Annotated in this window: 20 protein-coding genes, 1 other RNA gene and 3 pseudogenes; 17 read left to right on the top strand and 7 right to left on the bottom strand. The window is 43.7% G+C overall.

Annotation, left to right across the window (positions count from 1 at the left end):
* The first annotated feature begins 109 nt into the window (after nt 1-109).
* The 5 genes from Q4Q52_RS17510 to ffs all read left to right on the top strand — a co-directional run bounded on the left by Q4Q52_RS17510 (nt 110) and on the right by ffs (nt 5,301).
* On the top strand, nt 110-1,570 hold the full coding sequence (locus Q4Q52_RS17510; RefSeq protein WP_311991210.1) for a YcjX family protein: 1,461 nt from the start codon (nt 110-112) through the stop codon (nt 1,568-1,570).
* Nucleotides 1,567-2,787 (top strand): YcjF family protein, encoded by a 1,221-nt coding sequence (locus tag Q4Q52_RS17505; protein WP_311991209.1) that lies wholly within the window; start codon nt 1,567-1,569, stop codon nt 2,785-2,787. Before Q4Q52_RS17510 ends, Q4Q52_RS17505 begins: the two co-directional genes overlap by 4 nt.
* A 332-nt stretch (nt 2,788-3,119) precedes the next feature.
* On the top strand, nt 3,120-4,313 hold the full coding sequence (megL, locus tag Q4Q52_RS17500; RefSeq protein WP_311991208.1) for a methionine gamma-lyase: 1,194 nt from the start codon (nt 3,120-3,122) through the stop codon (nt 4,311-4,313).
* A gap of 227 nt (nt 4,314-4,540) precedes the next feature.
* Nucleotides 4,541-4,909 (top strand): ComEA family DNA-binding protein, encoded by a 369-nt coding sequence (locus Q4Q52_RS17495; RefSeq protein WP_300480690.1) that lies wholly within the window; start codon nt 4,541-4,543, stop codon nt 4,907-4,909.
* A gap of 294 nt (nt 4,910-5,203) precedes the next feature.
* Nucleotides 5,204-5,301: signal recognition particle sRNA small type (gene ffs, locus Q4Q52_RS17490), an RNA gene on the top strand.
* A 215-nt stretch (nt 5,302-5,516) separates the two neighbouring features.
* On the opposite strand, the gene Q4Q52_RS17485 is transcribed toward ffs, so the two are convergent.
* The 6 genes from Q4Q52_RS17485 to dinG are packed head-to-tail and all read right to left on the bottom strand — an operon-like array spanning nt 5,517 to nt 10,993.
* The gene (locus Q4Q52_RS17485; protein WP_006081144.1) at nt 5,517-5,807 is read right to left on the bottom strand and encodes a late competence development ComFB family protein; all 291 of its coding nucleotides are present in this window, start codon (nt 5,805-5,807) and stop codon (nt 5,517-5,519) included.
* 33 nt (nt 5,808-5,840) lie between these two features.
* On the bottom strand, nt 5,841-6,749 hold the full coding sequence (locus tag Q4Q52_RS17480; protein WP_311991207.1) for a histone deacetylase: 909 nt from the start codon (nt 6,747-6,749) through the stop codon (nt 5,841-5,843).
* 29 nt (nt 6,750-6,778) lie between these two features.
* Nucleotides 6,779-7,468, bottom strand: a complete 690-nt coding sequence (locus Q4Q52_RS17475; RefSeq protein ID WP_311991206.1) for a DUF2057 domain-containing protein — start codon at nt 7,466-7,468, stop codon at nt 6,779-6,781.
* Between the two features lie 10 nt (nt 7,469-7,478).
* Nucleotides 7,479-8,147 (bottom strand): primosomal replication protein, encoded by a 669-nt coding sequence (locus Q4Q52_RS17470; RefSeq protein ID WP_409373433.1) that lies wholly within the window; start codon nt 8,145-8,147, stop codon nt 7,479-7,481.
* A complete protein-coding gene (locus Q4Q52_RS17465) occupies nt 8,138-8,911 on the bottom strand; it encodes a TSUP family transporter (protein WP_106650157.1) in 774 nt (257 codons plus the stop codon). Before Q4Q52_RS17465 ends, Q4Q52_RS17470 begins: the two co-directional genes overlap by 10 nt.
* A 9-nt stretch (nt 8,912-8,920) precedes the next feature.
* Complete coding sequence (dinG, locus tag Q4Q52_RS17460) at nt 8,921-10,993, bottom strand: ATP-dependent DNA helicase DinG (protein WP_311991204.1); 2,073 nt, start codon at nt 10,991-10,993, stop codon at nt 8,921-8,923.
* A gap of 120 nt (nt 10,994-11,113) precedes the next feature.
* On the opposite strand from dinG, the gene Q4Q52_RS17455 reads away from it, so the two are divergent.
* From Q4Q52_RS17455 to Q4Q52_RS17430, 5 genes and pseudogenes are all read left to right on the top strand, one after another.
* A complete protein-coding gene (locus Q4Q52_RS17455) occupies nt 11,114-13,543 on the top strand; it encodes a DNA polymerase II (RefSeq protein ID WP_311991203.1) in 2,430 nt (809 codons plus the stop codon).
* A gap of 223 nt (nt 13,544-13,766) precedes the next feature.
* Nucleotides 13,767-14,978, top strand: a complete 1,212-nt coding sequence (locus tag Q4Q52_RS17450) for a porin (RefSeq protein WP_311991202.1) — start codon at nt 13,767-13,769, stop codon at nt 14,976-14,978.
* A 457-nt stretch (nt 14,979-15,435) separates the two neighbouring features.
* On the top strand, nt 15,436-18,066 hold the full coding sequence (locus tag Q4Q52_RS17445; RefSeq protein ID WP_311991201.1) for a TonB-dependent receptor: 2,631 nt from the start codon (nt 15,436-15,438) through the stop codon (nt 18,064-18,066).
* A 225-nt stretch (nt 18,067-18,291) separates the two neighbouring features.
* Entirely contained in the window at nt 18,292-19,257 is a 966-nt protein-coding gene (locus Q4Q52_RS17440) for a class I SAM-dependent methyltransferase (RefSeq protein ID WP_311991200.1), read from the top strand.
* A 300-nt stretch (nt 19,258-19,557) separates the two neighbouring features.
* Nucleotides 19,558-19,758 (top strand): annotated as a pseudogene (locus Q4Q52_RS17430) (IS4 family transposase); the annotation flags it as partial.
* A 47-nt stretch (nt 19,759-19,805) separates the two neighbouring features.
* On the opposite strand, the pseudogene Q4Q52_RS17425 reads toward Q4Q52_RS17430, so the two are convergent.
* Nucleotides 19,806-20,119 (bottom strand): annotated as a pseudogene (locus Q4Q52_RS17425) (integrase core domain-containing protein); the annotation flags it as partial.
* Nucleotides 20,120-20,187: 68 nt separating this feature from the next.
* Here Q4Q52_RS17425 and Q4Q52_RS17420 point away from each other — a divergent pair.
* From Q4Q52_RS17420 to Q4Q52_RS17390, 7 genes and pseudogenes are all read left to right on the top strand, one after another.
* Nucleotides 20,188-21,360: pseudogene (locus Q4Q52_RS17420) on the top strand (IS3 family transposase).
* A gap of 583 nt (nt 21,361-21,943) precedes the next feature.
* Entirely contained in the window at nt 21,944-22,726 is a 783-nt protein-coding gene (locus Q4Q52_RS17415) for a DUF3450 domain-containing protein (protein ID WP_220592594.1), read from the top strand.
* The gene (locus Q4Q52_RS17410; RefSeq protein WP_006087404.1) at nt 22,726-24,081 is read left to right on the top strand and encodes a MotA/TolQ/ExbB proton channel family protein; all 1,356 of its coding nucleotides are present in this window, start codon (nt 22,726-22,728) and stop codon (nt 24,079-24,081) included. The genes Q4Q52_RS17415 and Q4Q52_RS17410 overlap by 1 nt, the downstream gene beginning before the upstream one ends.
* Nucleotides 24,081-24,608: a MotA/TolQ/ExbB proton channel family protein gene (locus Q4Q52_RS17405; protein WP_006087405.1), complete on the top strand. Its 528-nt coding sequence runs from the start codon at nt 24,081-24,083 to the stop codon at nt 24,606-24,608. The genes Q4Q52_RS17410 and Q4Q52_RS17405 overlap by 1 nt, the downstream gene beginning before the upstream one ends.
* A gap of 13 nt (nt 24,609-24,621) precedes the next feature.
* Nucleotides 24,622-25,026: a biopolymer transporter ExbD gene (locus tag Q4Q52_RS17400; protein ID WP_311991199.1), complete on the top strand. Its 405-nt coding sequence runs from the start codon at nt 24,622-24,624 to the stop codon at nt 25,024-25,026.
* 1 nt (nt 25,027) lies between these two features.
* Complete coding sequence (locus Q4Q52_RS17395) at nt 25,028-25,648, top strand: energy transducer TonB (protein WP_006087406.1); 621 nt, start codon at nt 25,028-25,030, stop codon at nt 25,646-25,648.
* A gap of 2 nt (nt 25,649-25,650) precedes the next feature.
* Nucleotides 25,651-26,895, top strand: a complete 1,245-nt coding sequence (locus tag Q4Q52_RS17390; protein WP_220592595.1) for a tetratricopeptide repeat protein — start codon at nt 25,651-25,653, stop codon at nt 26,893-26,895.
* The last annotated feature ends 43 nt before the right edge of the window (nt 26,896-26,938 follow it).

Below are 26,938 nucleotides of genomic sequence, written 5' to 3'. Positions count from 1 at the left end.
TCTAAAGGGCGGCCATGTCCGCCCTTGTTGCTTAATCTCTGTTTCACTCCAGTGTATAGTCAACATCACTTGACATAAGTTAACATCATTCGACATAAGGGAAGTCTCTATGGGAATGCTTGATGCCTCGCTCCATAAATTAACCCAAAAGGGCCAATCCCTGTTACATCGCACCGCGGACCGGCATTTACGTTTGGCCGTGACTGGGCTTTCTGGTGCGGGAAAAACCGCGTTTATCACAGGTTTAGTCAATCAGTTACTTAATTCTGGACCAGTCTCAACCTTACCCCACGCCCGCAACAACAGCGCTTTGCCATTGTGGCAGGTGAGCCGCGATCAGCGTTTGCTCGGGGTTAAGCGTGCCATGCAGCCGGATCTGGAAATCGCCAGTTTTGATTATCAAGGCGCCATGTTAGCGCTCACTTCCGAACCTGCGACTTGGCCAGCCTCCACTCGCACTATTTCTGAATTACGACTGGCGATTAAATACCGACCGCAAAAGGGCTTATTGGCCAAGTTTTCTGATACCGCCACACTGTATTTGGACATAGTCGATTATCCCGGCGAATGGCTACTCGATTTACCTATGCTGCGCCAAGACTTTGTTACTTGGTGCCGTGCTCAACAAGTTCGCATCGAGAATCTTAAAAGCTCACCCTTGTATGCTGAGTTTGAACAATCTTTGATGTCATTAGATTTAGCCGCTAGCGCCGATGAGCAGCAATTAAAGCGGATTGCCGATCAATATCAGTTATTACTCAATGATTTAGTGCACGTGCAAGGTTATTACCAAGCGCAGCCTGGGCGCATGTTATTGCCGGGTGAATGGCAGGGCGCTCCCTTATTGGCTTTTTTCCCCCTGTTATTGGTCAATGATGAAAAGTTCGCAGCGCTTTCGCAAAGCGATAAACACAGTGGATTCCATGTACTGGAAAAACGCTATCATGAATACGTCGCTAAAGTGGTTAAGCCTTTCTATAAAAACCACTTTGCCGGTTTTGATCGGCAACTCGTGTTAGTTGACTGCTTTAGTGCGTTGAATCGCGGTAAAAAGCAATTTGAGGATATGGGCGCGGCGCTCAATGCCATTATGGAAAGCTTTCAGTTTGGCCAATCGAGTTATTTACGGCGTTTATTTTCTCCCCGTATCGACCGTTTGTTGTTTGCTGCGAGCAAGGTTGACCATGTGACGCGCGATCAGCAGAGCCATGTTTTGTCCTTGCTGACCGATATGTTGAAACACAGCCAGCATTTTGCCAGTTTCGATGGTTGTAAAGTGGAGACGATGGCGATTAGCGCCATCAAGGCGACTCGCCATGGCATGGTAACGACCCAGGAGGGTGAGGTCGAAGTCGTGCAGGGGACGGGACTCAATGGTAAAGCCCTGACCTTGTTTCCAGGCGAAGTGCCCACTCGCTTACCTGAGCCTGATTTTTGGCATGACCAAGGGTTTAACTTTGTCGGCTTTGCGCCGCCGAGTAATGCCAATGCTGACCCATCTCAAGTGCACTTTGACCATATTCGTCTCGATCATTTGTTGCAGTACTTACTGGGAGATAAGTTGGAATGACGCTAAAGCTATCGGATAACGCTAATGAGCAGGGCTCCAATTCTTCTGCCAACTCCTTTGAACGCTCGGCTGAACATAAGCCGCTGAAAAAGCAGCAGCTGTTTGACCCACAAGTAGTGGAGCTCAAACCCAACAAAGAGGAACTCAAAGGGGCGAAAGCTTTTGATCCGCATACACCAGTGCAAGAAGTGGCTGCCGATATTGAGGAATTGATGGATGAAACGCTGTCATCCCATCCTAAAATGATCGATGCTAAATCGGTATCGCCTCAACTCGTAAAATCACGCCGTTGGTCTTGGCTCGCTCGTCTGGCGGTAACGAGTTTATTGCTGCTCGTGGTAGTTCAAACGGGATTAGGATTGAGGGATGCCTGGCTTGAGAGCCCTTGGTTGTTTAGTTTTTATGGCGTTGCGCTTGGGGTCGTTAGTGCGTGGGCATTGGCGGGGGCGTTTAGTGAGTACCGTAAACTGAAGCGACTCAAACAGGTCGCCGATACCCAAGAAACTGGCGCAAGGCTAGCGCAGAGCATGCAAATGGGTGAGGCAGATAGTTTTATCGATAACATAGTGCGCCACTATGGCGACAGCCAAGGTTTGCAGCAACTTCGCAGCTCATTAAAAGATGAACATAATGATGCCGAGAAAGTCTTGTTATTTGAGGACTTAGTGCTGACAGAGCGGGATGAACTGGCCAAAAAAGTCGTGCGACGCTATGCGGCTGAGTCGGCAGTGCTACTGGCGGCCAGTCCGTTAGCTGTGCTCGATATGGCAATCATCCTATGGCGTAATCAACGTATGCTGCGTGATGTCGCCCGCTGTTATGGCATAGAGCTAGGTTATTGGAGCCGAATTAAACTTATCCGCAGTATCATCATCAATATTATTTATGCGGGCACCAGTGAGTTAGTTACTGATTTAGGAACACAGCTGTTATCGGTTGAAATGACAGGTAAATTGTCTGCTCGCTTGGCCCAAGGCTTAGGGGGCGGCATGTTAACAGCGCGCCTTGGATATCAAGCCATGGCGCTGTGTCGGCCGATTGTGTTTAGGGAAGAGCAAAGGCCTAAATTGTCTAAAGTGCATCAGGAATTGTTGCTCGAACTGAAGCAGTTTTCAGGCAAGCTGTTTACCAAGCAAGGCCGCGACGCATTAAAAGGCCAGTTCGCCGATGTTGATGACAAAGTCTCTCGGCCAGATAAAGATAAGTCTAAAGAGTAGATATTATTTAATATCAACTGATTAACCGATTTAAATCGGCCGAAAGTAGATGCGCTAATAGACTTGTTCCTTAGCGCATTTTTTTATGATTTTTTGCAGGTACCGAGTATGACCAAGTGCGGCTGAAAAGTGCTATGTAACAAGTTAATTACACTTGGCACGCTGCTATTTTCGTCATGCTACTGGCTTAAGTGCTTGGCCGCGTTATGGTAGGGCTTATTCGATAGGGCTAATGTTATCCATTGAATAATCCATAACGCAGGCATTGAGCATCCCAAACGAACAATCAATCAAGAAGGGATCAGTTCAATGCCAATTACAAGGAGCTAGGTATGCAAGATGAGTCAGGCAAGATGTGGAAAGCGGCAACACAGGTTATTCATGGCGGTCATGAGCGTGAGGCCTTTGGCGCCTTAGTAACGCCGCTATATCAAAGTGCGACTTTTGTGTTTGAGTCCGCACAGCAAGGTGGTGGGCGATTTGCGGGTAATGAGCCTGGGTATATTTACACGCGCTTAGGGAATCCGACAACCGCCGAGCTTGAACGTAAAATGGCGATTTTAGAGGGGGCAGAGGCCGCCGCTGCAACCGCATCTGGTATGGGCGCAGTATCCGCTGCATTACTGGCTAACTTGCAGATGGGCGATCACTTAGTGGCATCCAATGCCGTATACGGTTGTACTTATGCGCTAATGACGACTCAGTTTGCTCGCTTTGGGATTGAAGTGTCCCTAGTGGACTTTTCATCGGTAGCAGAAATAGAAGCGGCGATTCAATCTAATACTAAGGTCATTTTCTGTGAAACCCCAGTGAATCCCCATTTACAGGTGTTTGATTTGGCAGCAATTGCGACTATTGCCAAACGTCACCAGTTGGTCAGTATTGTCGATAATACTTTTATGACCCCATTACTGCAGAGGCCGCTGGATTTTGGTATTGATTTGGTGATCCACAGTGCGACCAAATATCTGAATGGTCATGGTGATGTGATTGCGGGGATAGTGTGTGGCAGTGAAGAGCAGCTCCATAAAGTGAAGTATGAAATCTTAAAAGATATTGGCGCTGTGATATCGCCACACGATGCTTGGCTGATCTTGCGCGGCCTTAAAACCTTAGATGTACGTTTACAGCGCCATTGCGATAGTGCACAGCGCGTGGCCGAATTTTTGGCCGAACATCCCAGTATTAACCGCGTGTATTATCCCGGACTCGCCTCTCACCAAGGGCATAAATTCATTGGTCAGCAGATGAAACGTGCTGGCGGGGTGATCGCGTTTGAACTGGCGGCAAATTTAGAGGAGGCTATGGCCTTTGTGGGGTATTTAAGCTTGTTCTCTATTGCGGTGAGCCTAGGTGATGCAGAATCCCTAATCCAACATCCAGCGTCGATGACACACTCTCCCTATACGCCAGAGGCGAGAGCAGTGGCTGGCATTGGTGATAATCTGCTGCGAATTTCCATTGGCTTAGAAGATTGTGACGACATTATCGCCGACTTGAATCAAGCGTTAGCGCGTTTAGCTTAACGAGTGTCACTAATTTAAACCACCAACTATTTGAATGATAAAAGGGATGCAATTTAGCATCCCTTTTTCTATGGCTAAGTTTAGGTTCATCGGGTTAATAGGCGAAGTTTAGCTAGTGTGAATATTTGTGGCGCCGATTTGGTATTTCATAACAGCTTGGACTATTTTTGATTTGAGGCCACGGAAGTAGGAAGAGAGGCCGCAATTCATGGAATAGAGGAAGAGTTATGAACATCACCAAATGTATACCCGCTATTATGAGCGCCATGGCATTAACGGCTTTGTTGACAACGCCAGCAATCGCCGCAGACACCCCGACTAAAGCCGCCGCTAAAATGCAGACTCAGGCCAAAACTGAGGCGAGCGATATGGCATCGGATGCGAAGAAAGCCATGCCAGATGCTGCTCAAGTCAACATCAATACGGCTTCAGCCGAGCAGTTACAAGTGCTAAAAGGGATAGGTGCCGCTAAGGCGCAAGCGATTGTCGATTACCGAACCAAAAATGGTAAGTTCAATGCAATTGATGATTTAGCCAATGTCTCGGGTGTTGGGGCTAAGTTGATTGAGCAGAATCGTCATTTGATTAAGTTGTAATTATCCCAGTCGATGATTGAGCGTCATTATGTATTGAGTTTTACTCTTGTTGGATTTTCTTTATACCAAGTTTGACACAGTGAAACTCAGGGAAATGTCTATAAAAGTCTGCATTTGCAGGCTTTTATCATTTCAACCACTTCACTTGCTTATAGATTGTGCAGTTAGGCGGGATATTAAGAGATCTTGTCGATTAGCGCTTGATCCCATAGGAGGCATGGGGGATAATCCTCGGCGTTCAAGCAAGCACTTTGGTTTATATCTTTCAAAGCAATGCTCGAAGTTATGGTGACCCTAGGGTCCCCCCGCAATGATAACTTGTGAACTCGGCCAGGCCCGGAAGGGAGCAACCGCAGCAAGCGACTCGTGTGCCGGGGTGTCGGCTCTAGGGGAACCTCCAATTCTGTAATACCTCTGTTTTATTCTCGTTTCACTTCTCTATATCTACTCAATTTATTTTATTCAATATACTAGCTAACTGACTTCTGTTTTCTGCCGTTAATCATTTATAGCGTGAATACTTTATACGCAATGGGATAATCCATTGTTTGCCTCTTTCATGCCACTGCAACGGCTAAAATGCTATGAACAATAACCCTTAGCGAGATTAACGATTGGCTTCGGCTTCTTCCTGCAATCTTTTTTGCAGATTTTGTTTAAGGAAGGCGCGGGACTTTTCGAGTGCGGTTTGGATCTCACGCTTTAATGCTTGCAGCTCGTTATAGTCTTCAAAGAAGTAGGTATCGACGAGGTGGCGTATGTAGCGCACTGGCAGTTGATTTAAGGTCACACAACATAAGTCGGCGAGATAGTCTTCAGGAAGCTCGTCCATAAGTCCTTCATCTGACAATATTTCCATTAAAAGAACTTCGTAGTAATTACGGATTTCGAGTTGCATCGTTATGCTCCATGACGGTTTTCATTGAGTTTGCTACCACAAATGGTTTGCCGCAATAAAAAGTTGGCTGTGTCTTTGGCTTAATTGTAGTGCGTCTCTGCTATAGCCGCCGCCTATCACGGCTGCAATTGGAATATTTTCCGATTTTGCCATTGATAACACAGTTAAATCCCGTCTGAACAGCCCTTCTTGACTGATATTAAGCAAGCCGAGATCATCATTTTGATGGATATCGACCCCTGCATCATAAAGAATGAGATCTGGCTGATGGATGCGGATGAGTAGGGCGAGTGTTTGCTCCACGGTTTCGAGATACAGATTGTCATCGCTGCCTTTGGTTAGCTCAATATCATGGTGGGAATGCTGCTTACGACTCGGGAAGTTCTCTTTGCAGTGAATCGAGCAACTGATGATCCCTTGATGTCGCTGGCTGAGTGTTGCACTACCATCACCTTGATGCACATCGCAATCAAAAATCAGTACCTTGTGCACTTGCTGGCTCGCGATGGCATTTTTGGCCGCGAGGATAAGATCGTTGAAAATACAATAGCCACTGCCAAAATCGTAATGGGCGTGATGATAGCCACCCGTTAGGTGCAGGCCAATACCCTGATTAATGGCCAATGAAGCTGTGAGAGTGGTGCCTGCCACAGAATGCAAGGTGCGCTCAACTAAGGCTTCACTCCACGGAAAACCAATCCGCCTGAGCGCCGCTGTTGGCAAAGTGCCCGCGATAAACTGCTCTACGTACTCGCGTTGATGCACTTGCATTACATCCTGCGCTGTCATCGCCGTTGGCGTGTGGAACTGGGCTGGTGTGGCAAGCTGATTCTCGAGTAAGTACTGCCGTAAATGCGCGTACTTGGTCGTGGGAAATCTGTGGTGAGGGGGAAGCGCCAGCTTGGAATAGCTGGCGTGATAAACCAGTGGGATCAGAGTCAATATTGACTAAACCTCGTTATCTCAAGTCGTTATAGCTGTGAAATTGCCCAGCTCATAAATTCTTTACGCGTTTTCTCATCCGCTTGTAGCCACCAGTATTGCAACATTTGTTGTGGATTAGCGGCTGTTGCTTTAGAGGTGTCTACGGGGGCAGTGAGTGACGTCGCGCTAACGGTCGCCGATGTTGCCACGGGTGCTGGTGCAACGGCTACTACTGCGCCTGCAGCACCGGTTGCTGCTGCGGCAGTTCCCGATACGTCAACAGCTTGATTACCACTGAAAAGACGAGAGACAAAGCTTTCTTCTTCTAAATTGGTATTCACCACTTGGAAATTGACGTTGCCTTTGTCGCTACGGGTCAATTTGATTTGTGGGTTTTGCGCGTAAACTTTTGGCTTTTTGATGACTTTGCCTTCGGCGGCTTGGAGGTAATATTGATAGTCGCCATCAACGTCTAAGGTCACGATGAAAGGGGCTGATTTAACAAAGGTTTGGCTATCGCTAAAATCGTCTTCTACCATCTCATGGTAACGAATGGCGATTTTATGCGTGCCAGGTGTCAATTCTAAGCTGCTTTTATGGTTGAATACGCTGGACTCGACTTTTTTACCATCGAGTGCAAGGTACTCAAAAGACATCGGAATGTTGAGTTCTGCGGCGAAGGCTGAAGCAGAACCGAGTAATACTAGCAGGCTGCTGATTGGCAAAAGTGATTTCAATTGTTACTCCTTAACGATTATTACTCTGATACGGACGTTCGAATATTTGAATGCGATCTTCTATATAACTAATAGCTTGCCTGCATTTTCCTAGACGACGATGCATCAAAAGGATGTCATTTTGCAATTTTATTTTGTCAGCACTATGACAGTTTTCAAGTTTTGATTCCATTTCTTCAATTTTTTGTTCAAATTTTTTCGCCCAATTTAGGTGTTTGTTCAATTCTTCATAGATCTCGTGACTATTTTGCATCACGTTATTGGCGATCCAATCGAAACCGCTGGCTTGGTGAGACTGATTCTGACGCTCGGCAAAACGGGCGCGACTACTGGCACGCTGTTGAGTCTTGGACTTTATGTCGATAGAGGTCGTCAGCAAGGCCCGTTTGACGGCGGTGAATCTGTCTTGTATCCGCTCACAGCTGAGGGCAATCGTCTGGGGGGCGAGTTTGAGCTTAATTTGTTTTTCGAGCTGTATAATGCTGCTACGAATTTGTTCAATACAAGGGCCAAGTTGGGCGCCGTGTTGGACAAACAGTGAATGATTAAAGCGCTCGGTTTCTTGCAGGAGTTTACGCTGCGGCGGCGCGAGTCGATTATCGTGCTGCAGTACTTCTTGCTCTAGGGCTTTGAGCTGTTTTTTCAGCATCACCAGTAATTGTTGGGTGTTCACAACCATGCGCTCCATGCCAAATTCGCTGCAATCATTAGCACGATCAAAATAAACAGTGGACGAATAAAGGGCATGCCAAATTTAATCGCGCAGCGGGCGCCGATAAATGAGCCTAACATCATGCATAATCCCATCCACAAACCTATTTGCCACTCTACCTGCCCAAGCCAGCCAAAGATAGTCAATGCGGTCAAGTTGCTGGTGAAGGTCATCGCACGGGCGAGGCCGCAACTGTGCAGTAAAGGCAGTTTATACAAAGAGCCGGATGTGACAGTCCAAAATGCGCCTATGCCTGGGCCGGCAAAACCATCATAAGTGCCTAAAGCGAGCCCCTGTAGCCATTGTTGTTTAGCAGGTGGTTTGCTGCTTGGGGCCTGGCAGTTAACGTCCGATATCGCATTGGGGCTGACTAAACTGTAAATGGCAATGCCAATGATCAGCAGTGGCAGGACTTTTTCGAGCCATTGGGTATCGACTAAATAGACTAAGAAACTGCCCAATACGGCGCCAATAAAGGTGGCAATAAAGGCCATGTACCAAAACGAGGGTTTAAAAAGGTGCTGACGATAATAGGTCCAAGCCGCCATTGAAGAGCCAAAACTGGCGGCTAACTTATTGGTACCTAATACGGTGTGCGGTGCAATGCCTAAGGTTAACAGTGCGGGGATCGACAAAAGGCCACCGCCGCCTACGACGGCATCGATGAATCCAGCGATAAGACCTATAACTGCCAACAGAGCCCAATGACTGGGCTCGAGTAACAATTCCAAATTTTAATCCTACTCTATGACACGTCTAAAGGGCGGTAAGGCGTCCAGCAAGGACTTGCCATAGCGTTTAGTAACTAACCGCCTATCTAAAATGGTGACTCGGCCATAATCTTGCTCTTTACGCAGTAATCTACCACAACTTTGAATAAGCTTACGTGAAGCATCTGGGATAGTCAGTTGCAAGAAGGGATTGCCGCCTTTGACTTTGACATATTCCGCATGGGCTTGTTCAACGGGCGAGGTTGGCACCGCAAAGGGCAGTTTAGTGACGATCAAGTTCGTCAGATAATCGCCGGGTAAGTCGAGACCTTCAGAGAAACTGCCGGTGCCGAATAATATGCTCGGTTCGCCTTTATCGCACTTAGCTTTATGATTCTCTAACAACTGTTGCCGTGGCGCATTGCCTTGAATAAGCAGCTCAGTGGTGAGTTTACCTTCAAGTAATTCAACCACTTTTTCCATCTGCCAGTAGGAGGCGAATAACACTAAGGTAGCCATTTCTCCTTCAATCAGAGTGACGATTTGCTCGGCAAGTTCAGCCGTATAGGCATCATCCGTCGGCTCAGTGCGCATTTTGGGTAAATAAAGTGTCGCGTTATTAGGATAATCGAAGGGCGATTGTAAGGCTAAATAACGGCTGCCATCGTTGAGTGATAAACCGACTTGATGCACAAAATGGTCGAAGTTATTGAGTGCGCGCAGCGTAGCGCTACATAAAACTACGCCCGCGGCTTTTTGCCACAGCATGGATTCCAGCATAAAGCCAACTTCGATAGGCGAGGCGCTAAACAGATAATCCACTTGTTTACCTGTAATGAGCTCCACCCAGCGCGCCATAGGCGCACCTTTATGTTTATCTTCCTTGGCCATCATCCTCCACAATTTTTGTAGATTCTCGAGTCTTTGCAGCATAAATCCTGTTTCGGCTAACAGTGCTTCGGATTGATGTTTAGGAATGTCGCCATCTTTAATCGCTTCTGCTAGCAGTGACAGCATTTTATTAAACTGTTTGAGGGCAAGATTAGAGGTCACTGCAAGGTTTTCGGCCAGAATAAGTAATGAGTCCGGCAGTTTGCCGTGCTCAAAACGCAGACGGTTTTCAGGATTAGCAAAGTGCTTAGTTTGGGTGTCGCAGTAGTGGGCCACTTGATTGAGCTGGGCGATAAGATCGCCTAAGTGATCTTGCATCGCCTGCGCGGGGGCAATGATGTTGTTGCTCTTTATTTGGTTTTGTAACTTAGCGCAGGTTTTGCCAATTTTTTCGAGCCAGTCGCAGGCACCCCTCAGCGTGGCCTGTGCACTGGAGAAGTCCCGCGCCACAATGGGTAAGTGATGTGCCTCGTCGATAACATAAAACACGTCTTCGGGATCGGGCAAAATCACGCCGCCACCTAATTCTAAATCGGCGAATAACAAGCTGTGGTTGGCGATGAGCACGTCCCAGGTATCGACATCTTCACGGGCTTTATGGAACGGGCAATTTCTGTGGCTGGCGACCTGGCGATGACAGCTGTGTTTGTCGCAGGCGATTTGTTGCCACAGATGATCGGGCAGCGGCACGGCTAAGGTATCGATTTCACCGTTCCAGCAACCTTCGTTATAGTCTTTTAACAGGCTATGCATCATAGCCACTTGGCTATTGTCAGGCTTAGTTTGCCACATGGCCATTTGTGTACTGTTGTCGTCACCGATGAGCATCGCCAGTTTCGATAGACACACATAACGTTGTCGACCTTTGACTAGGCCAAAGCGGAAATTTAAGCCAGATTGCTCAAGGAAGAAGGGCAAGTCTTTATGCAGTAACTGTTCTTGCAGGGCGACGGTCGCGGTGGCGATACAGACTTTTTTCTTGCTCGCTAATGCCAGTGGAATGGTACCGAGAATATAAGACAATGATTTACCGATACCTGTCCCTGCTTCGACCACTATGATGCGTCTATCTTTGTCATAGTCGCCGGCGAGGGTCTTAGAGATTTCCGCCACCATATAGTTTTGTTCGCGGCGCGGCCTAAAATGAGGCAAGGCGGTAGCGATATCTTTATAGATGGCGCGGATCTGGGTTTTTACATTGTCAGGTAACATGCGACACTACTTTATCGAATTAATGCTGTACATAATAACAGTGATTGCATAGCCTAAGAAACTTTTCTGCCATTTGGCGGCATTTAAATTGAGTAGCTATACGATTTGGGAACCCATGCGATGAAGCCAGAGGCAACAACGGCCGTTAGTGTACAAGGTCGAGTCTTAACACGCCATGCGATTCATCGTCATGGGAGTTTAGTGTTGCAGTATTATCTGGCGACCGCCCAAGGTCCTGTGCTGGTGGAAGTGCAAGGCACTGAACACATTTGTTTTTGTCATCAAACGGATGTGGCGGCTTTACAGTTACAAACGCCGGGTCAAGCATTGCGGTTTGTGCCGTTAGCGCTCAAAAGCTTTAAAGGCGGCGCCGTCAGTGGAGTTTATGCTAAATCGAGCAACAGCTTACGTACCTTACAGCGCATCGCAAAAGATGCCGATATCCCTTTATTTGAAGCGGATATTCGGCCCGAACAGCGTTATTTAATCGAGCGGTTTGTGGCGCTGGATGTGGCATTTTTAGGGCATTTCTCTGCGCCGACTAGCGACAGTCTTGAGGCTAACTCGCTGCCCGTGTTTATCGCCGAGCGGGCTAAGAGTATTGCCCCTTTAACGGCGGTGAATTTACGCTGTATCTCGCTGGATTTTGAATGCAGCTTTGAGGGCTTACTCTATTCGGTGGCGCTATATGGTCAAGACAGTTGCCGAGACGAGGGGCAAGGCAGCCTCAAGCAGACTTATGAAAAAGTGATTATGGTGGGCGAAGTTGAATCAAACGCCCCCGAATATATTGAATGGGTGGCCGATGAAGCGGCGCTGATCCATCGATTAATCGCGTGGTTCCATGAGTTTGATCCTGACTTTATTATCGGTTGGTCAGTGGTGAGTTTCGATCTCGCGCTGTTGTCACGCCGTGCATTATTACACCGTATTCCGCTCACCATTGGCCGCGGCGGCGCCAAGCTTGATTGGAAAGTTGACAATAAGTTTCGCCCAGAAACCTTAGTCTTACCGGGCCGTGTGGTACTCGATGGTATCGATTGGCTTAAAGCCGCTTTTTATCACTTTGAGCGTTTCTCGTTGGAATTTGTGTCGCGGCAACTATTAGGTGAAGGCAAGGCCATTCATAACGTCGATAACCGCGTTGAAGAAATTGACCAGCTGTTTAAGACCGATAAACAAGCTTTAGCGCATTACAATCTTACCGATAGCCGCCTAGTGTGGGATATTTTTACTCACACTCAATTGTGGGATTTTGCCCTCGCGCGTGCTGAACTGACAGGTTTAGAACTGGGACGGGTAGGGGCCTCAGTGGCGGCGTTTAATCATTTGTATTTACCGCATCTACATCGCGCGGGTTATGTCGCTCCTGCAGAGCCTGTGAGTCAGGGCATTGAAAGTCCTGGTGGTTACGTGATGGATTCTGTGCCGGGTCTTTATAAACACATCTTAGTGTTCGATTTTAAAAGTCTGTATCCCTCCATTATTAGCACCTTTTTGATCGATCCTAAGGGATTGATTGAAGGCTTGCAGTTGCCTGAGTCTGAATGTGTTACGGGGTTTCTCGGTGGCCGTTTTAGTCGGCAACAGCCTATTTTACCTAAGCTAATTCAAACCTTATCTGAGCAGCGCGAAAAGGCCAAGCGTGAGCATAATGCGCCGTTATCCCAAGCGATAAAAATTATCATGAACTCGCTGTATGGGGTTTTAGGCTCTCAAGGCTGCGTGTTCCATGATGCCAAGTTGGCAAGTTCGATCACTATGCGCGGCCATCAAATCATGAAACAAACCCGCGCATGGATAGAAGAGATGGGCTATCAAGTGATTTACGGCGATACGGATTCGACCTTTGTCTGGCTTGGCAGCGAGCCTGATCTCTCAGACATTAACGCCTTAGGTAAATCACTAGCACAGGATATCAATGCTAAGTGGCAGGCTAAGATCTGTGTTGAATATCAAGTTGAGAGTTTTCTCGAGTTACAGTTTGAGCGGCATTACGAGCAGTTCTTTATGCCAACCTTAAGAGGTTCATTAGAAGGCAGTAAAAAACGTTATGTTGGCGCGTGGCGCAATGCGAGCGATGAACTTGAGCTCACCTTTAAAGGGATGGAACAAGTGCGTAGTGATTGGAGCCCCTTAGCGCGCAAAGTCCAAGAGTCACTCTATGAGCGAATGTTTAACCAAAGGGATATCAGTGTTTATTTAGCCAGCGTGTTTGAAAAATTGCTTGATGGTCAGTTGGATAATGATTTGGTATTTCGTAAACGTATGCGGCGCAATATCGAAGATTACACGACTAAATCTTCACCACATGTTAAAGTCGCCCAGCAACTATGCGACATAACAGGTGACACCACTTTTGGCAAGCGTGGGGCGCAAATTGACTACCTGATTACTGTAAATGGACCGGAACCCTTACTGTACAGAACGTCACCAATTGATTACCAATACTACATTGATAAGCAAATTGGCCCTATTGCAGAGCCGGTATTTTCGATAATGAAACTAAACTACATGGATATTGCGTCAAAGCAGTTGCTGTTAATATAGTGTTTTTAATGTTCTTTATGTGTTGCTATAGGTGGCGAATGTAGCGTTTTAACCTGTTTTGTAGAGGTTAACTGGTTTGTTTTTGTGATGTTAATCGACATATTCTTTAGGTTTCGCTTTGAGGGGATATTGAAAATTTGCTACCCTTTAAGCGGAAATTGTAAGGAAATATAACAACGGAATGACGTTGGCAGAACATAAACAAAAAAAGGTTAAGCACCAAATGAACAAGACGTTAGTAGCAACTGCGCTTGCAGCAATGTTTTTAGTACCATCAGTCTCGGCTATCGAGATCTATAAAGATAATAAAAATGCCGTAGAAATCGGTGGTTTTATTGATGCACGCGTGATCAACACTCAAGGGGAAACAGAGGTTGTTAACGGCGCATCTCGCATTAATTTTGGTTTTAATCGTGAGTTGACTGACGGTTGGAAAGCCTTTGCTAAATTAGAGTGGGGCGTAAACCCAGTGGGTAATAGCGATATTGTCTATAACAATCGCTTCGAATCTGTTCAAGAAGAGTTCTTCTATAACCGTTTAGGTTACGCAGGTCTGTCCCATGACACTTATGGAACACTGACTATCGGTAAGCAGTGGGGTGCTTGGTACGATGTCGTTTACAACACTAACTACGGTTTTGTGTGGGACGGCAACACTGCAGGTGTTTACACTTATAACAAAGATGACGGCGCGGTAAACGGCGTGGGTCGTGGTGATAAAACGGTCCAGTATCGCAACGCCTTTGGCGATGTTAGCTTCGCAGTTCAAGCGCAGTTGAAAAACAGTAGCTTCTATACCTGTGATACCACCGATGATATTACTCAAGCTCAGTGTCAAGCGAACTGGGAAAGTGGTGATAAAGCGGCTCAACAAGTTGAGTACAACTACACTTATGGTGGCGCGCTGACCTATAAAGCCACTGATATGTTGACGTTAACTGCGGGTGTTAACCGTGGTGAGTTTGATGTGAGTTTTGGTAACGGTGAACAAACCACAGCGGTTGATCTTATCTACGGTGCAGGTATCACTTGGGGTAACTTCGATAACGATGGTTTATATGCTGCTGCAAACTTTAACAGACAAGAAAACCATGACACTGACAACATTGGTCGTTTGATCAAAGATGCCTATGGTATTGAAAGTTTAGTTTCTTACAAGTTTGACAATGGCCTGCGTCCATTCATTTCTTACAACGTGCTTGATGCGGGTAAAGACTATGTTATCCAGCCTAACTTCAATGCCGATCCTAACGATGAATTCAAACGTCAGTTCTTAGTTGTCGGTTTACACTTTGTATGGGACCCAAATACAGTTCTGTACATAGAAGCCCGTAAAGATTACAGCGATTTCACTAGTTCAGATAAAGACCAAGAAGCTAGAATGGCACTTTCTGAATCTGATGGCGTAGCAATCGGTATCCGTTACACACTTTAAGTTCTTCCTTGTATATTACAAAAGTTTAAGTGTTTAGAATTGTGCCAGTTGTAAGTGTTGCTTCAAAGCCCAAAGTGTAAAACTTTGGGCTTATTCATTAGCAAAGGTATTTAAAATCAATGATATGGTCTTGAATGGTTTAAGTTTTAGCATTTTCTCTCATTACAATCAAACTCACGTCAATTCTGATCTTAGTTGTGCCATCTCCATTCCTATAATCACTTTCTGTATAAATAATCACCACTCTCTCATCCTAATGAATCTTTATTAGAGTAATAATGTGTCATTTGTTTGTTATTTGTTGATTTAGTGTTTTATATGTGATTTTATTGCTCTTGAAGTTGACGTATTGGCAACCAAGGTTGCAGTAAAGCAATTTACGTTATCTATACATAATCTATACATAAATGTAGATGCAAAATATAAGAAAAACATGATTTATCAAGGGAGATAGACAATGTACAAGAACAATTTATTATCTAATTCAGTGCGTTACGCTCTGCTTGGCGGTTTAGCGGCTGCGACATTAAATGCTCCTACAGTTTTGGCTGCTGAGGATGGAGCAAAAGTTGAGCGTATTGAGGTTACAGGTTCACGTATTAAACGTAGTGATTTAGAAGGTGCATCGCCTGTAACAACCATTTCATCAGAAGATATGAAAATGGAAGGAAACCTTACTGTTGCAGATGCTTTGCGCAACAGTAATTTGAATACTTTCGGTTCTTTCTCTGAAAGATCTGGTAGTTCAGCTCAATCTCAAGCAACTATAGATTTGCGTGGTGCAGGATCGGATCGAACTCTCGTTCTGATTGATGGTAAACGTTTTCCTGGTTCTCCTACTTTAGGCGGTGGTTCCGCAAATTTAAACGCAATACCAATGGCTGCTGTTGAGCGTATTGAAATTTTAACTGATGGTGCTTCTTCTACTTATGGCTCTGATGCTATAGCTGGTGTAGTTAATATCATTATGAAGAAGAACTACCAAGGTATTGAGTTCAATGTAGGAAGTGGTTCTCGTGAGGCTGATGGTGGCCAAACTAGCAAAGAATTTTCTGTTGTCGCTGGTTATCAGATGGATAAAGGTAACATAACGTTCGCTTTTGACCATCAAGACCGCAAAGGTATTTCAGATGGTGACCGTCCATATACCGCTGCAAGTATGACTGATAATAATGGTGACGGAATAATTCAAGCTTATACAGATACCATAGGTTGGAGTATCTATGGTGCAACTGTTGCATCACCTGATTTTTCAGAAGCTCAAGCATCGCCATTGTGTGATGATCTTGCAGCTCAATATGGATCTGATGTATTTAAGAAAGTTGCTGCAGATGATGATTGGGGGCCAGGTTCTACCTACTGTATGTACGCGTTTGCAAACGTTTCATATAATAAAGCATCAATAGACCGTAATACTGTATACGTTGATGCAAATTATGAGGTTTCTGAAAACGTAGAGTGGTTTGGCCGTACAATGTTTACCCAAAATAATTCATTTGGTCGCTATGCACCACCCGCTGCTGCATGGAATAAGATGTCTGCAGATAATCCTAATAATCCATATGGTGAGGAAACAACTGGTTATTGGCGTTGGGTAGGGATTGGAACTCGTGATGGTAATGTTGATGACTATAATCAAGATTACTTAACTGGTTTACGTGGTACTTTGTCATCATTAAATGATGCTTCTTGGGAGTTTTACTATCACTATAATAAAGCTGACAATAAAAGTATTGGTGAGTACTATCTAAGTTATGCTGGTTTAGCTCATAATATAGCCAATGGAATTGATTTAGGCTCTGAGGAAGGAATTGCAAACATGAAAGCGACGACTCTGACTCAAAGTCGTGCAGAATTTCATCAGTATAATGGGGGGATAGGTTTTGATGCATTTGAACTGCCTGGCGGAGCGATTGCACATTATTTTGGAATGGAATATTTTACTCAAGATTTCTCTGAGGTATATGACGCTCAGTCTGAAGCCGGTTTAATCGGTGGCAGTGCTGGAAACTCATCGAGTGGTGATCGTCAAGTTTTTGCTACATTCTATGAAGCTGCGTTACCAGTAGTTGATAGTGTTGAAGTTAACTTAGCTGCACGTTATGATAAATATAGTGATTTTGGTAGTAATTTATCTCCAAAAGCATCGGTAAGATGGCAAGCATTAGATAACTTAGTAGTTAGAGCTTCTTATTCTGAAGCATTTAGAGCTCCTAGGTTAGATCAATTAAATGCGGCAGATACTTTTAGTGCTGAAAGCGGAAAAGATTATCCATTCTGTGTTTCGAATACATCAGCTTCTTGCCCTACAAAACAGTTTGATACATATATATCATCGAATGATAAATTGGATGCTGAAACTTCTCAATATATTAATTTTGGTATAGCTTGGGATGTAATAGAGCAATTTTCTGTTAAGTTAGATTATTTTAATTTAAATATTGATAATGCAATTGCGCAGCGAAGTGTTACAAATGTAATGCGTGGTATAGCAAATGGCCAATTGACCCCTGATGATACGTTTTATGTTGAGCGAGCACCTACTACTGATGGTACTTTAGGTAAAGCACTCAAAGTTGGAACAGGTTATGCCAATGGTGATAAGTTAAAAATTGAAGGTATTGATCTAGTTTTAACTGGAAATGTTGAAACTCAAATCGGTGAATTTTCAATAAATTGGAATAACTCATTTGTTCTGGATTACACTTCAGAACAAATTGGTGGTGCTAATGCACAAAATACTGCTGGTTGGGAAGGTCAGCCAGATTATAAGGGCGTGATCACGACAACTTATAAAATTTCTGATCATACATTTGCTTGGAATATGAATTATACTGCTGGTACTTATGCTAAAGACAAAGCTATTGATGCTGCAGGATTAGTGTTGGTACCAGAGGGCGATCTTGACTCGTGGTTAATACATAATCTTAGCTATACATATAATGCTGGAGATTTTGGCTCAGTTACTTTAATGGTTAATAATCTAACTGATGAAGATCCAATTCTCAATGAAGGTGTTTATGATAACGCAGACCTATACAACAACTATGGTCGTGAATATCGTGCCAGCTACACAATTAAATTCTAAGTTTATTTGGTTTTAATAAAAAAGCCAGTTTTTAAAACTGGCTTTTTAATTATTGAAAACAGCTGTCTGTAGTATCGATAAAATAAATTATGAATTAACTTATTCTTCAAATAAGCTATTGTAAATTTAAAGAGTTCAATTACGGGTGCTAACTATTAAATTTTGTGGTTTCAAAAGTGTAAGATATGCGTTTAATTTTATGATAATCTTTATAAAGGGGGGGGGATGACGGGTCATTGGAGTGAGTATTGGAAACAAGGACACATTACATCTTTTGGTTCCGATTATGAAAAGAATTATACTGGTCAATTGAAAGATATATGGTCAAATATTTTTAGTCAATTTCCAATGGGATTTAAAGTACTTGATGTTGCAACAGGTAATGGGGCTTTACCACTTTTAATTCAAGATTATTTTAGTAAATTAAGTGTTGAGGGGAATGTGAAAGGGGTGGATTATGCTGATATAAACCTAGTCCCTCTTGTAAACTCACATATAAATAAAAATGTGGTTATTGAGTTGCTGGGTAATACATCAGCAGAATCTTTGCCATTTTCAGATTTTGAATTCGATACGGTCATATCTCAGTTTGGAATTGAGTACTCAGATTTGGTTATTTCAGTACCTGAGGTTTTACGGGTGTTGAGAGACCAGGGGACATTTCATGCTGTTATACATCATCAAAAGTCAGTTGTTATTCGTTACAATAGTAAACTACTTTCTTTTTTGCAATATCCTGAAATTGAAAGGTTAGTGTTTCTTTTGAAGGTGATGGCTCATGACATGGGGGAGATGATAAATAGGCAAGACTTAATTAGAATAAGATCTTGCGCTATATGCGAAAAGAGTCGTATAGAAATAAATGCTCTACTTTCTAAATTGGCAGCTTATGATGAGATATCGCTCAGTGAAACTGGTATCTTGAGTTATGTTAATGTTTTTTTTAGGAACGGTTTATTTTGGTCTATTGAAAAAAAATTAGAATATCTTGCGTTTGTAAGTAAACAAATCACAGTATATAGGCAGAGATTAACAGAGTTAGTTGAGGCTTCAATGAGTTTCGAGTGCATTGATACCTTTAGGGAGATTTTAAATCAAAGTGCTGTCACAACATTCTCCGTAGAGGAAGTCGTTAACAATACTGGAGATATATTGGCTTGGTATGTTTTCTTCTCAAAAGATTCTCATTGAATTTTATATTTTTAGTAAGGTCCGTTGATCTTTGTTCGAATTTTATACGAAGATGGCAATCTCGTATAATTTACTTCGCCAAAATCTATTCTGATTGAAGATAGAGTTTATAACAAGCGTGAGCATAATACTATGGAGGGGAGCCTTTATCGACTTCGTGTTGGCTGCCTTTGGCGAGATTTACCTGAACGTTTAGCTCTAGCGAATTCCCAGATAAATTCTATGGGATTCAAATAAGTAGACATGCATGATGCTGTTTTATCTAATCAATTTCGCCAAAAACCTACTAGATCCAGCATCATGCATGATATCGACATATTACACGATTTATTCAAAAAACAATGCCCTCAAATACACCAAAAACGCCTTAATTCTCTGATGTTTGCTACTGAGTTTTTACTCGATGGCAATCAACTCTCGTTAAACCAGTTAGGACGGAACATAACTGGTAACGTTGCCCCCAAACATAATATCAAGCGTATTGATCGACTGCTCGGAAATTGTTCTGGTCAACTAAATTTGGCCACAGCTTTAGAATCTTCCCAAAATCATCGCTCTGATTCATTTGGGCTCAATCCTGCATTGTAATGATGTGGCTTGACTTTACAGTAATAACCAATGATGTAATCGGTCACATCTTGTTTAGCTTCGCTAAAACTCTTGTAGCCTTGTATCGGGAGCCATTACGTTTTTAAACTTCTGAAAAACCGTTCCATTGGCGCATTATCCCAGCAGTTACCGCGACGGCTCATGCTCTGGCTGATTTGATATTTCCACAGCCGCTGATGGTATTTCAGGCTGGTATGATGGCAGCCTTTATCTGATTGAAATATCAAGTTTTTGGCTTCCCACGAGATTCAAAGTGTTCTGGTCTAATTCCATCGGACACTTAATTTTGAGACAGTATGGTCAATAAATTAAGAGGTCTATATGAGTCTGAAGAAATCACATAAGAGTTATCCCCAGGCATTTAAAGATGAAGCTGTCTTGATGGTGCTAGAGCAAGGTTATAGCGTTGCCGATGCGGCAAAGTATCTTGGAGTTAGCACGAGCCTGCTTTACAACTGGAAGGAAAAACACCAAGCCCTGAAACAAGGTGTCACCTTAGAAGAGTCTGAGCGTGATGAGCTAAAACGATTACGTAAAGAAAACAAAGAATTACGAATGGAGAAACTCTAAAAATACCCAAGGGGCACACCGAGGCCAGCGCCTTCTTTGCGAAAGAAATGAAGTAAAATTTCGTTTCATCAAACGGCAATCCAACCTGTTTCCCGTAGCACTGTTATGTCGAGTAATGAGTGTCAGTAAATCAGGCTATTACGATTGACATAAACGCCCTGCAAACGTGATAAGCCTTGAAACACTGAAGCTTTATCGCCTTTTAGACAGCTATTTAAGCAAAGTCGAGGCAGCTTAGGGAATCGTGAAATGGTGAAAAAATTGCGCAAGGAAGACTACCAGATTGGTCGCTATCTCGTTCGTAAAATTATGCACCGCCTTCGACTCAAAGTAACCCAGCGATGTGCTTACAAGGTGACGACACAGCGAAAACACTCAGATGCAGTGGCTGATAACCTGTTAAACATGAACTTTAATCCAGTATCGGCTAATCAGGTCTGGGCGAGTGACGTGACCTATTTAAAGACGGGTGAAGACTGGATGTACTTAGCTGTGGTGATGGATTTATATTCACGCCGGATTGTGGGATGGCACATAGACCAACGCATGACCACAGATTTGATATCTAAGGCATTAATAAAAGCCTACAACCTGCGACAACCAGCGCGAGGGCTGGTATTCCACAGTGACCGAGGCTCGCAATATACCAGTAAGCAATTCGGTAGGCTGCTATTGAGCTATGGTATCCGAGCCAGCATGGGTGATGTGGGTGCGTGTTGGGATAATGCTGTTGTTGAGCGTTTCTTTGGGAGCTTGAAACACGATTGGATTTTTAAAGTTAATCAACCAACAAGGGAGTTTATGAAGCAAGATGTGACGGCTTACATGAAATATTACAACTTGGAGCGGCTGCATTCTGCTAATGACGATCTGTCACCGGTAGAGTTTGAAAATTCTCAAGTAAAAGTGTCCAGTTTGGGTTGACCAGTACACGCAGAGTTTAATGCTATCGCAGTAATTGCTTGTTAAACCGATCTTAGGTTAGATAAGTTACTTTTAGTTACAGCTGTAAAAGTGTCTTGATTAATTAATCCGTGCTCTACCACCTCTGTAAAATCCTCTATTCCAAAGTCTAGATGCAAGTAAAGATTACCTGCTTGAGTTAGTTTCATGTTGAAAAATGTTAATTAATAAAATCAGTTGGATCAAAGGTGAGTTATCTCAAGGTTATGAAATTTAATGTTTTTTATCGATATTTTATTTTGGCTTCTCAATTAAATTAACTTTTTCGGTGATATTTTGTTTAAAAAAACACCTTTCGTAAAATTTTTTATTCATAGCGCCTCTTTACACTAGTTTTTAGTCGGCCGAAATGTTGACACAGGTCAACATTTTGTGAAATGATGCCAGCGGGTCTATGCCTGTAGGGGCGTAGGAAAGGGAAGAAAAAACTAAGAATCACAAGAGAAAGACGAACTTACAGTAATTTTTTCGGCGAGCATTAATTGCTTCTCGTTTTGTTGCTGGTAAGTTAAACCTTTTATTCACTTCAAATTGGTTGGGAACTATGTCCAAGGTAAGCAATAGAACAAAAATCGCTACTGCACTTGTTGGCGTGCTGGCATTAGCGAGCAGCAACTTCGTTGTTGCAGATCCTCTTACCGACGTGCAGAAAGCGGATAGTATGATCCATGCTGATGCTGCTGCGTCGCAAAAGAACGTTGATAAGTATTTTGATCAAGCACAAGACATGCTTTTTGAATATGGTTCAGTCGCGGATGAGCGTGAATCACTGAAATCATATAACGATTACGTTGCCAGCTTAGTTGCTGATCAACAAAAGACAATGGATTCAGTACAAAGCGACATTAATGGTGTTGATAAACTTCGCCAAGGTGTTGTGCCATTAATGTTTAAAATGGTTGAGTCATTAGAACAGTTTGTTCAATTAGATTTACCTTTCAACTCTGAAGTACGTACTAATCGTGTTAATGAGCTGAAAAACCTTCTTAATACTGCTGAAGTGACTTTAGCCGAAAAGTACCGTTTAATCCTTGATGCTTATAGCATCGAGCGTGAATATGGTAGCGCGGTTGCTGTTAACCAAGGTAAGTTAAACCTAGATGGTAAAGAAGTGTTGGTTGACTTCTTTAACTTAGGTCGTGTTGCTCTTTATGCACAGAGTTTAGATCAAAAGACTGGCTGGATGTACAACCCAGAATCTAAGGGTTGGGATAAGTTAGATGACAGCTATTTGCGTGAACTGACTAAAGGTATCCGCATTGCCCGTAAACAAGGTGCTCTAGATCTATTTGCGTTACCAATTCCTGCTGCGGAGACTGCACAATAATGAAGAAGTTAATTACTACAGCTGTGTTGGCTGCAAGTTTCTCTTTAACTGCTGGTATGGCTAGCGCTGCAGATGCGCCTAAGTCGATTGACCAATTATTGCAACAAGTTAAAGTTGAACGTGCTGCAGAAGGCAAAATCAACAGTAAACGTGAGCAAGAATTCCAAGCCGAACGTGGTGATAAAGCAGCACTGTTAAAGCGCGAGAAAGATGCTTTAGCGGCTGAAAAACAACGCGGCAAAGATTTAAACCAAGCGTTCTTAGATAACGAGCGTAAAATTGCTCAGTTAGAAGAAGATCTGAAAACTGCTCAAGGTGACTTGGGTGAGATGTTTGGTGTGGTTAAAGGTGAAGCCGGTGATTTCGCTGGTAAACTGGCAAGCTCAAACATCAGTGCTCAATACCCAAATCGTGATAAATTCATCGCTGATTTAGGTGCACGTAAACAATTACCTAAAATTGAAGAGCTAGAGCAATTTTGGCAAGAACAGCTGTTTGAAATGGCTGAGTCTGGCAAGGTTGTTAAGTTTGAAGGTTCAGTTACTGGAATCGACGGAAGCGTTAAAACAACGACTATCCATCGTGTTGGTGCTTACAACTTAACTGCTGATGGCAAGTACGTTGTTTATAACCCTGAGTTAGGTTTAATTCAGCAGTTATCTCAACAACCAGAAGGTTACCAAGTTAGCGCTGTTGCTGACTGGGAAAAAATCACTTCAGGTACTGCGCCATTCTATGTTGACCCTGCACGCGGCGTGCTGCTAAACATCTTCACCAACAAAGCTAGCTTTGAAGATCGTTTAGAAGCTGGTGGTACTATCGGTTACATCATTATTGCTCTGTTGGCACTTGGTTTATTAATCTCTATCGAACGCCTTGTCACTATGACGATTATTGGTGCTCGCGTGAATAGCCAACGTAAGAACGTCGATAAGCCTGGCAATAACGCTTTAGGTCGTATCTTGAAAGTTTACCAAGAAAACAAAGACGTTGATGTTGAAACGTTAGAGTTGAAATTGGATGAAGCGATTCTTAAAGAAACTCCAGCATTGGAAGCGCGTATTTCAATCATCAAAGTATTGGCCGCTATCGCGCCTATGATGGGTCTGTTAGGTACAGTGACGGGTATGATTGCAACCTTCCAAAGTATCCAATTATTTGGTACTGGCGATCCAAAACTGATGGCTGGCGGTATTTCTATGGCGCTTATCACTACAGTTCAAGGTCTGGTTGCTGCTCTGCCGTTAATGTTAATGCATGCAGTGGTTGTTGCCCGTAGTAAGTCAATCGTTCAGATCCTTGAAGAGCAAAGCGCTGGTATTATCGCAGCACATGCTGAGAAGAGGGCTGACTAATGACGCTATACCTGATGGACATTTGGGATTCCGTCAGGGGCTTCATGGCCTCCGGAGGCGACGTCCTCTGGCTTGTAGCGGGTGTTCTGTTCTTAATGTGGGTATTGATGCTTGAGCGTTATTGGTATCTTAATTGGATATCACCAAAGCAACATAAAGCAATCATAGCTGCATGGGACGCCAGAGAGGAAACGACCTCTTGGTATGCACACCGCATCCGTGAAGCTTGGATGTCCCAAGCAAAGCAAGATTTGAATGCACGTATGCTGATTATTAAAACCTTAGTGGCAATTTGTCCAATGATAGGTTTGTTAGGTACCGTAACAGGTATGATTTCAGTGTTCGATGTGATGGCAGTTCAGGGGACGAGTAATGCTCGTTTGATGGCGGCTGGTATTTCAATGGCGACTATGCCTACGATGGCAGGTATGGTTGCAGCATTATCGGGAGTATTCTTCAGTACTCGCCTCGATGCCAAAATGAAAATCAGTTTAGAAAAGCTAAAAGACAGCATGCCGCACCACTAGAGAGAGATTGAACATGGCACGTAAAAAGCATTCCAGTATAGATGAGGAAGCGCAAATTGATATGACACCGATGCTCGACATCGTGTTCATCATGCTAATCTTCTTCATTGTAACAACGTCATTCGTGAAACCATCTGGTTTGGACTATAACAAACCAAAAGCTTCACAAGCGACTTCGAAGCCTTCGGCTAACATCTTTATCGGCGTCAGTAAAACGGGCGTGATCATGATGGAAAACCGTCAGGTTGATATCGAACGTGTAACAGCAAACGTTGAGCGTATGCTGGCAGAAGCTCCTGAAGCAGCTGTGCTGATCCAGGCAGACAAAGATACGCAACACGGCTTAGTTGTTAAAGTTCTAGACCAAGTGAAAGCAGCTGGTATAGATAAAATTTCGGTATCTGCGGGGAACGATTAATATGCTAAGAGCACTAGTATCGATCATTATTGGTGCTGCTGTGACTTTTGGTCTGTTCGCTTTTATGGCGTTCTTGGTCGGTGGCGGCGCACAGCGCGGCGAAACATCGGCCGAGACCCCTGTAATTGAAATCACTATGGATAGACAGGATTCAAAAGCACAGAATAAGCCAAGGGTAGTGCCTAAGCCACCACCACCACCAGAGCAACCACAGAAGCCTGATACAACGCCACCTGATTCATCAAGTAATATTGATACAGCAATGTCGTTCAATATGGGTGGTGTAGAGGCTGGTGGTGCAAGTACTGGTTTTAAATTAGGTAACATGATGACTCGCGATGGTGATGCTACGCCTATCGTTCGTATCGAACCACAGTATCCAATTGCTGCGGCTCGTGATGGTAAAGAGGGTTGGGTACAACTTCGCTTCACTATCAACGAACTCGGTGGTATCGATGACGTTGAAGTTATTCAAGCAGAGCCAAAACGTTTATTTGATAAAGAAGCGATCCGAGCACTGAAGAAGTGGAAGTACAAGCCAAAGATTGTTGATGGCAAGCCACTGAAGCAACCAGGTCAGACGGTTCAGCTGGACTTTACCTTAGATAAAGGAGGCAAATAACGATGCGTAATGTTAATAAAATCGCAGCTCTATTATTGCTTTCTATTTGTGGCGGATTATCTGTTTCATCTGCGGTAGCAGCTGAAAAGTGTGAGATCGATAAACGTCAATCTAAAGCTGTAGGTGAAGGCGCTGCGAAAAAAGTTCAGAAGTCGTTTGAAGCTTATACTAATGGTCAACTGGACGAAGCCATTGCTATTTTGCTCGAAGCAAATGCAAAGAACGATTTCGATAAAGCCTATGTTGCACGCATGCTAGGTAACTTTTATGCCGAGAAAGGCAAAATGGATACTGCGATCAAGTACCTAAAACAAGCTGTTGAAGCTGATATTTTAGGTGGAACGGATCATGCTGCGACCATGCGTCTTTATGCGGATTTACTGTTACAAGAGAAGAAATTCAAGGAAGCAATTCCTTACTATTACAAGTGGATGGATTTTACTTGTAAAGCTGACTCTCAAATTTATCGTCGTATTGGTATTGCACACTCTGAGCTAAAACAGTGGGATAAAGTGATTGAAGTGGCCGATAAAGGTCTTTCATTAGCTGAGACTCCTGATAAAGGCTTATATCAGATGAAGCTAACTTCTTACTTCAATCAAAAGAAGTATAAGAAAGCTGTTGGCGTGTTAGAAGTCATGGTGCCATTATTCCCGGATGATGGCAGATTATGGGTTCAATTAGCGCAGTTTTATCTGATGGTTGAAGACTATGACAAGTCTCTTGCAACTTACGATTTAGCTTATAGAAATGGTTTCTTAGATAGTGCGGGTAACATTACTCGTTTAGCACAATTGATGGCACAGAAAGGTGCTCCATATCAAGCCGCTAAAGTCTATCAGAAGCATATGAAATCGGGCTTGATCGCTGAGGATGCTAAGTCTCTAGAGATTTTGGCTGGTTTTTATCAGAATGCAAAAGAGTTTAAACAAGCCGCTGAGTATTATGGTAAAGCTGCAGCTATCAGCAATGATGGTAAGACTTACTTGAAACAAGGTCGCTTACTGAACTTGAATGAACAATACACTGCAGCGATCCCTGTGCTTGAAAAAGCCATATCTATGGGTATTGATCATCCTGGCGAAGCAAACTTCGAATTAGCTTTGGCTCATTTAAGTTTGAAACAGTACAAGTCAGCTTATAACCGTGCAGTCTTAGCTGCCAACGATAAAAAGACTGAGAAGAGTGCAAAAAGCTATATCTCTTATATCAAAGAGAAAGCACGTATGCATAACATCACACTGTAAGTGCTTGGCAGTTTAGTATCAGATTTGAAAGCCCCGTAAGGGG

Source organism: Shewanella sp. SP1S2-4 (assembly GCF_031932075.1).
In the GTDB taxonomy this organism is placed as follows: Bacteria; Pseudomonadota; Gammaproteobacteria; order Enterobacterales; family Shewanellaceae; genus Shewanella; species Shewanella baltica.
The sequence above is the reverse complement of the archived record's forward strand: the minus strand, read 5'-3'. Positions and strand labels throughout refer to the sequence as shown.

What these genes read in the sequence shown, in the direction of transcription:
- megL (WP_311991208.1), top strand. Translation starts at nt 3,120, where the DNA reads ATGCAAGATGAGTCAGGCAAGATGTGGAAAGCGGCAACACAGGTTATT.
- Q4Q52_RS17450 (WP_311991202.1), top strand. Translation starts at nt 13,767, where the DNA reads ATGAACAAGACGTTAGTAGCAACTGCGCTTGCAGCAATGTTTTTAGTA.
- Q4Q52_RS17415 (WP_220592594.1), top strand. Translation starts at nt 21,944, where the DNA reads ATGTCCAAGGTAAGCAATAGAACAAAAATCGCTACTGCACTTGTTGGC.
- Q4Q52_RS17510 (WP_311991210.1), top strand. Translation starts at nt 110, where the DNA reads ATGGGAATGCTTGATGCCTCGCTCCATAAATTAACCCAAAAGGGCCAA.
- Q4Q52_RS17455 (WP_311991203.1), top strand. Translation starts at nt 11,114, where the DNA reads ATGAAGCCAGAGGCAACAACGGCCGTTAGTGTACAAGGTCGAGTCTTA.
- Q4Q52_RS17390 (WP_220592595.1), top strand. Translation starts at nt 25,651, where the DNA reads ATGCGTAATGTTAATAAAATCGCAGCTCTATTATTGCTTTCTATTTGT.
- Q4Q52_RS17395 (WP_006087406.1), top strand. Translation starts at nt 25,028, where the DNA reads ATGCTAAGAGCACTAGTATCGATCATTATTGGTGCTGCTGTGACTTTT.
- Q4Q52_RS17445 (WP_311991201.1), top strand. Translation starts at nt 15,436, where the DNA reads ATGTACAAGAACAATTTATTATCTAATTCAGTGCGTTACGCTCTGCTT.
- Q4Q52_RS17470 (WP_409373433.1), bottom strand. Translation starts at nt 8,147, where the DNA reads ATGGTTGTGAACACCCAACAATTACTGGTGATGCTGAAAAAACAGCTC.
- Q4Q52_RS17440 (WP_311991200.1), top strand. Translation starts at nt 18,292, where the DNA reads ATGACGGGTCATTGGAGTGAGTATTGGAAACAAGGACACATTACATCT.
- Q4Q52_RS17505 (WP_311991209.1), top strand. Translation starts at nt 1,567, where the DNA reads ATGACGCTAAAGCTATCGGATAACGCTAATGAGCAGGGCTCCAATTCT.
- Q4Q52_RS17405 (WP_006087405.1), top strand. Translation starts at nt 24,081, where the DNA reads ATGACGCTATACCTGATGGACATTTGGGATTCCGTCAGGGGCTTCATG.
- Q4Q52_RS17495 (WP_300480690.1), top strand. Translation starts at nt 4,541, where the DNA reads ATGAACATCACCAAATGTATACCCGCTATTATGAGCGCCATGGCATTA.
- Q4Q52_RS17485 (WP_006081144.1), bottom strand. Translation starts at nt 5,807, where the DNA reads ATGCAACTCGAAATCCGTAATTACTACGAAGTTCTTTTAATGGAAATA.
- Q4Q52_RS17410 (WP_006087404.1), top strand. Translation starts at nt 22,726, where the DNA reads ATGAAGAAGTTAATTACTACAGCTGTGTTGGCTGCAAGTTTCTCTTTA.
- dinG (WP_311991204.1), bottom strand. Translation starts at nt 10,993, where the DNA reads ATGTTACCTGACAATGTAAAAACCCAGATCCGCGCCATCTATAAAGAT.
- Q4Q52_RS17400 (WP_311991199.1), top strand. Translation starts at nt 24,622, where the DNA reads ATGGCACGTAAAAAGCATTCCAGTATAGATGAGGAAGCGCAAATTGAT.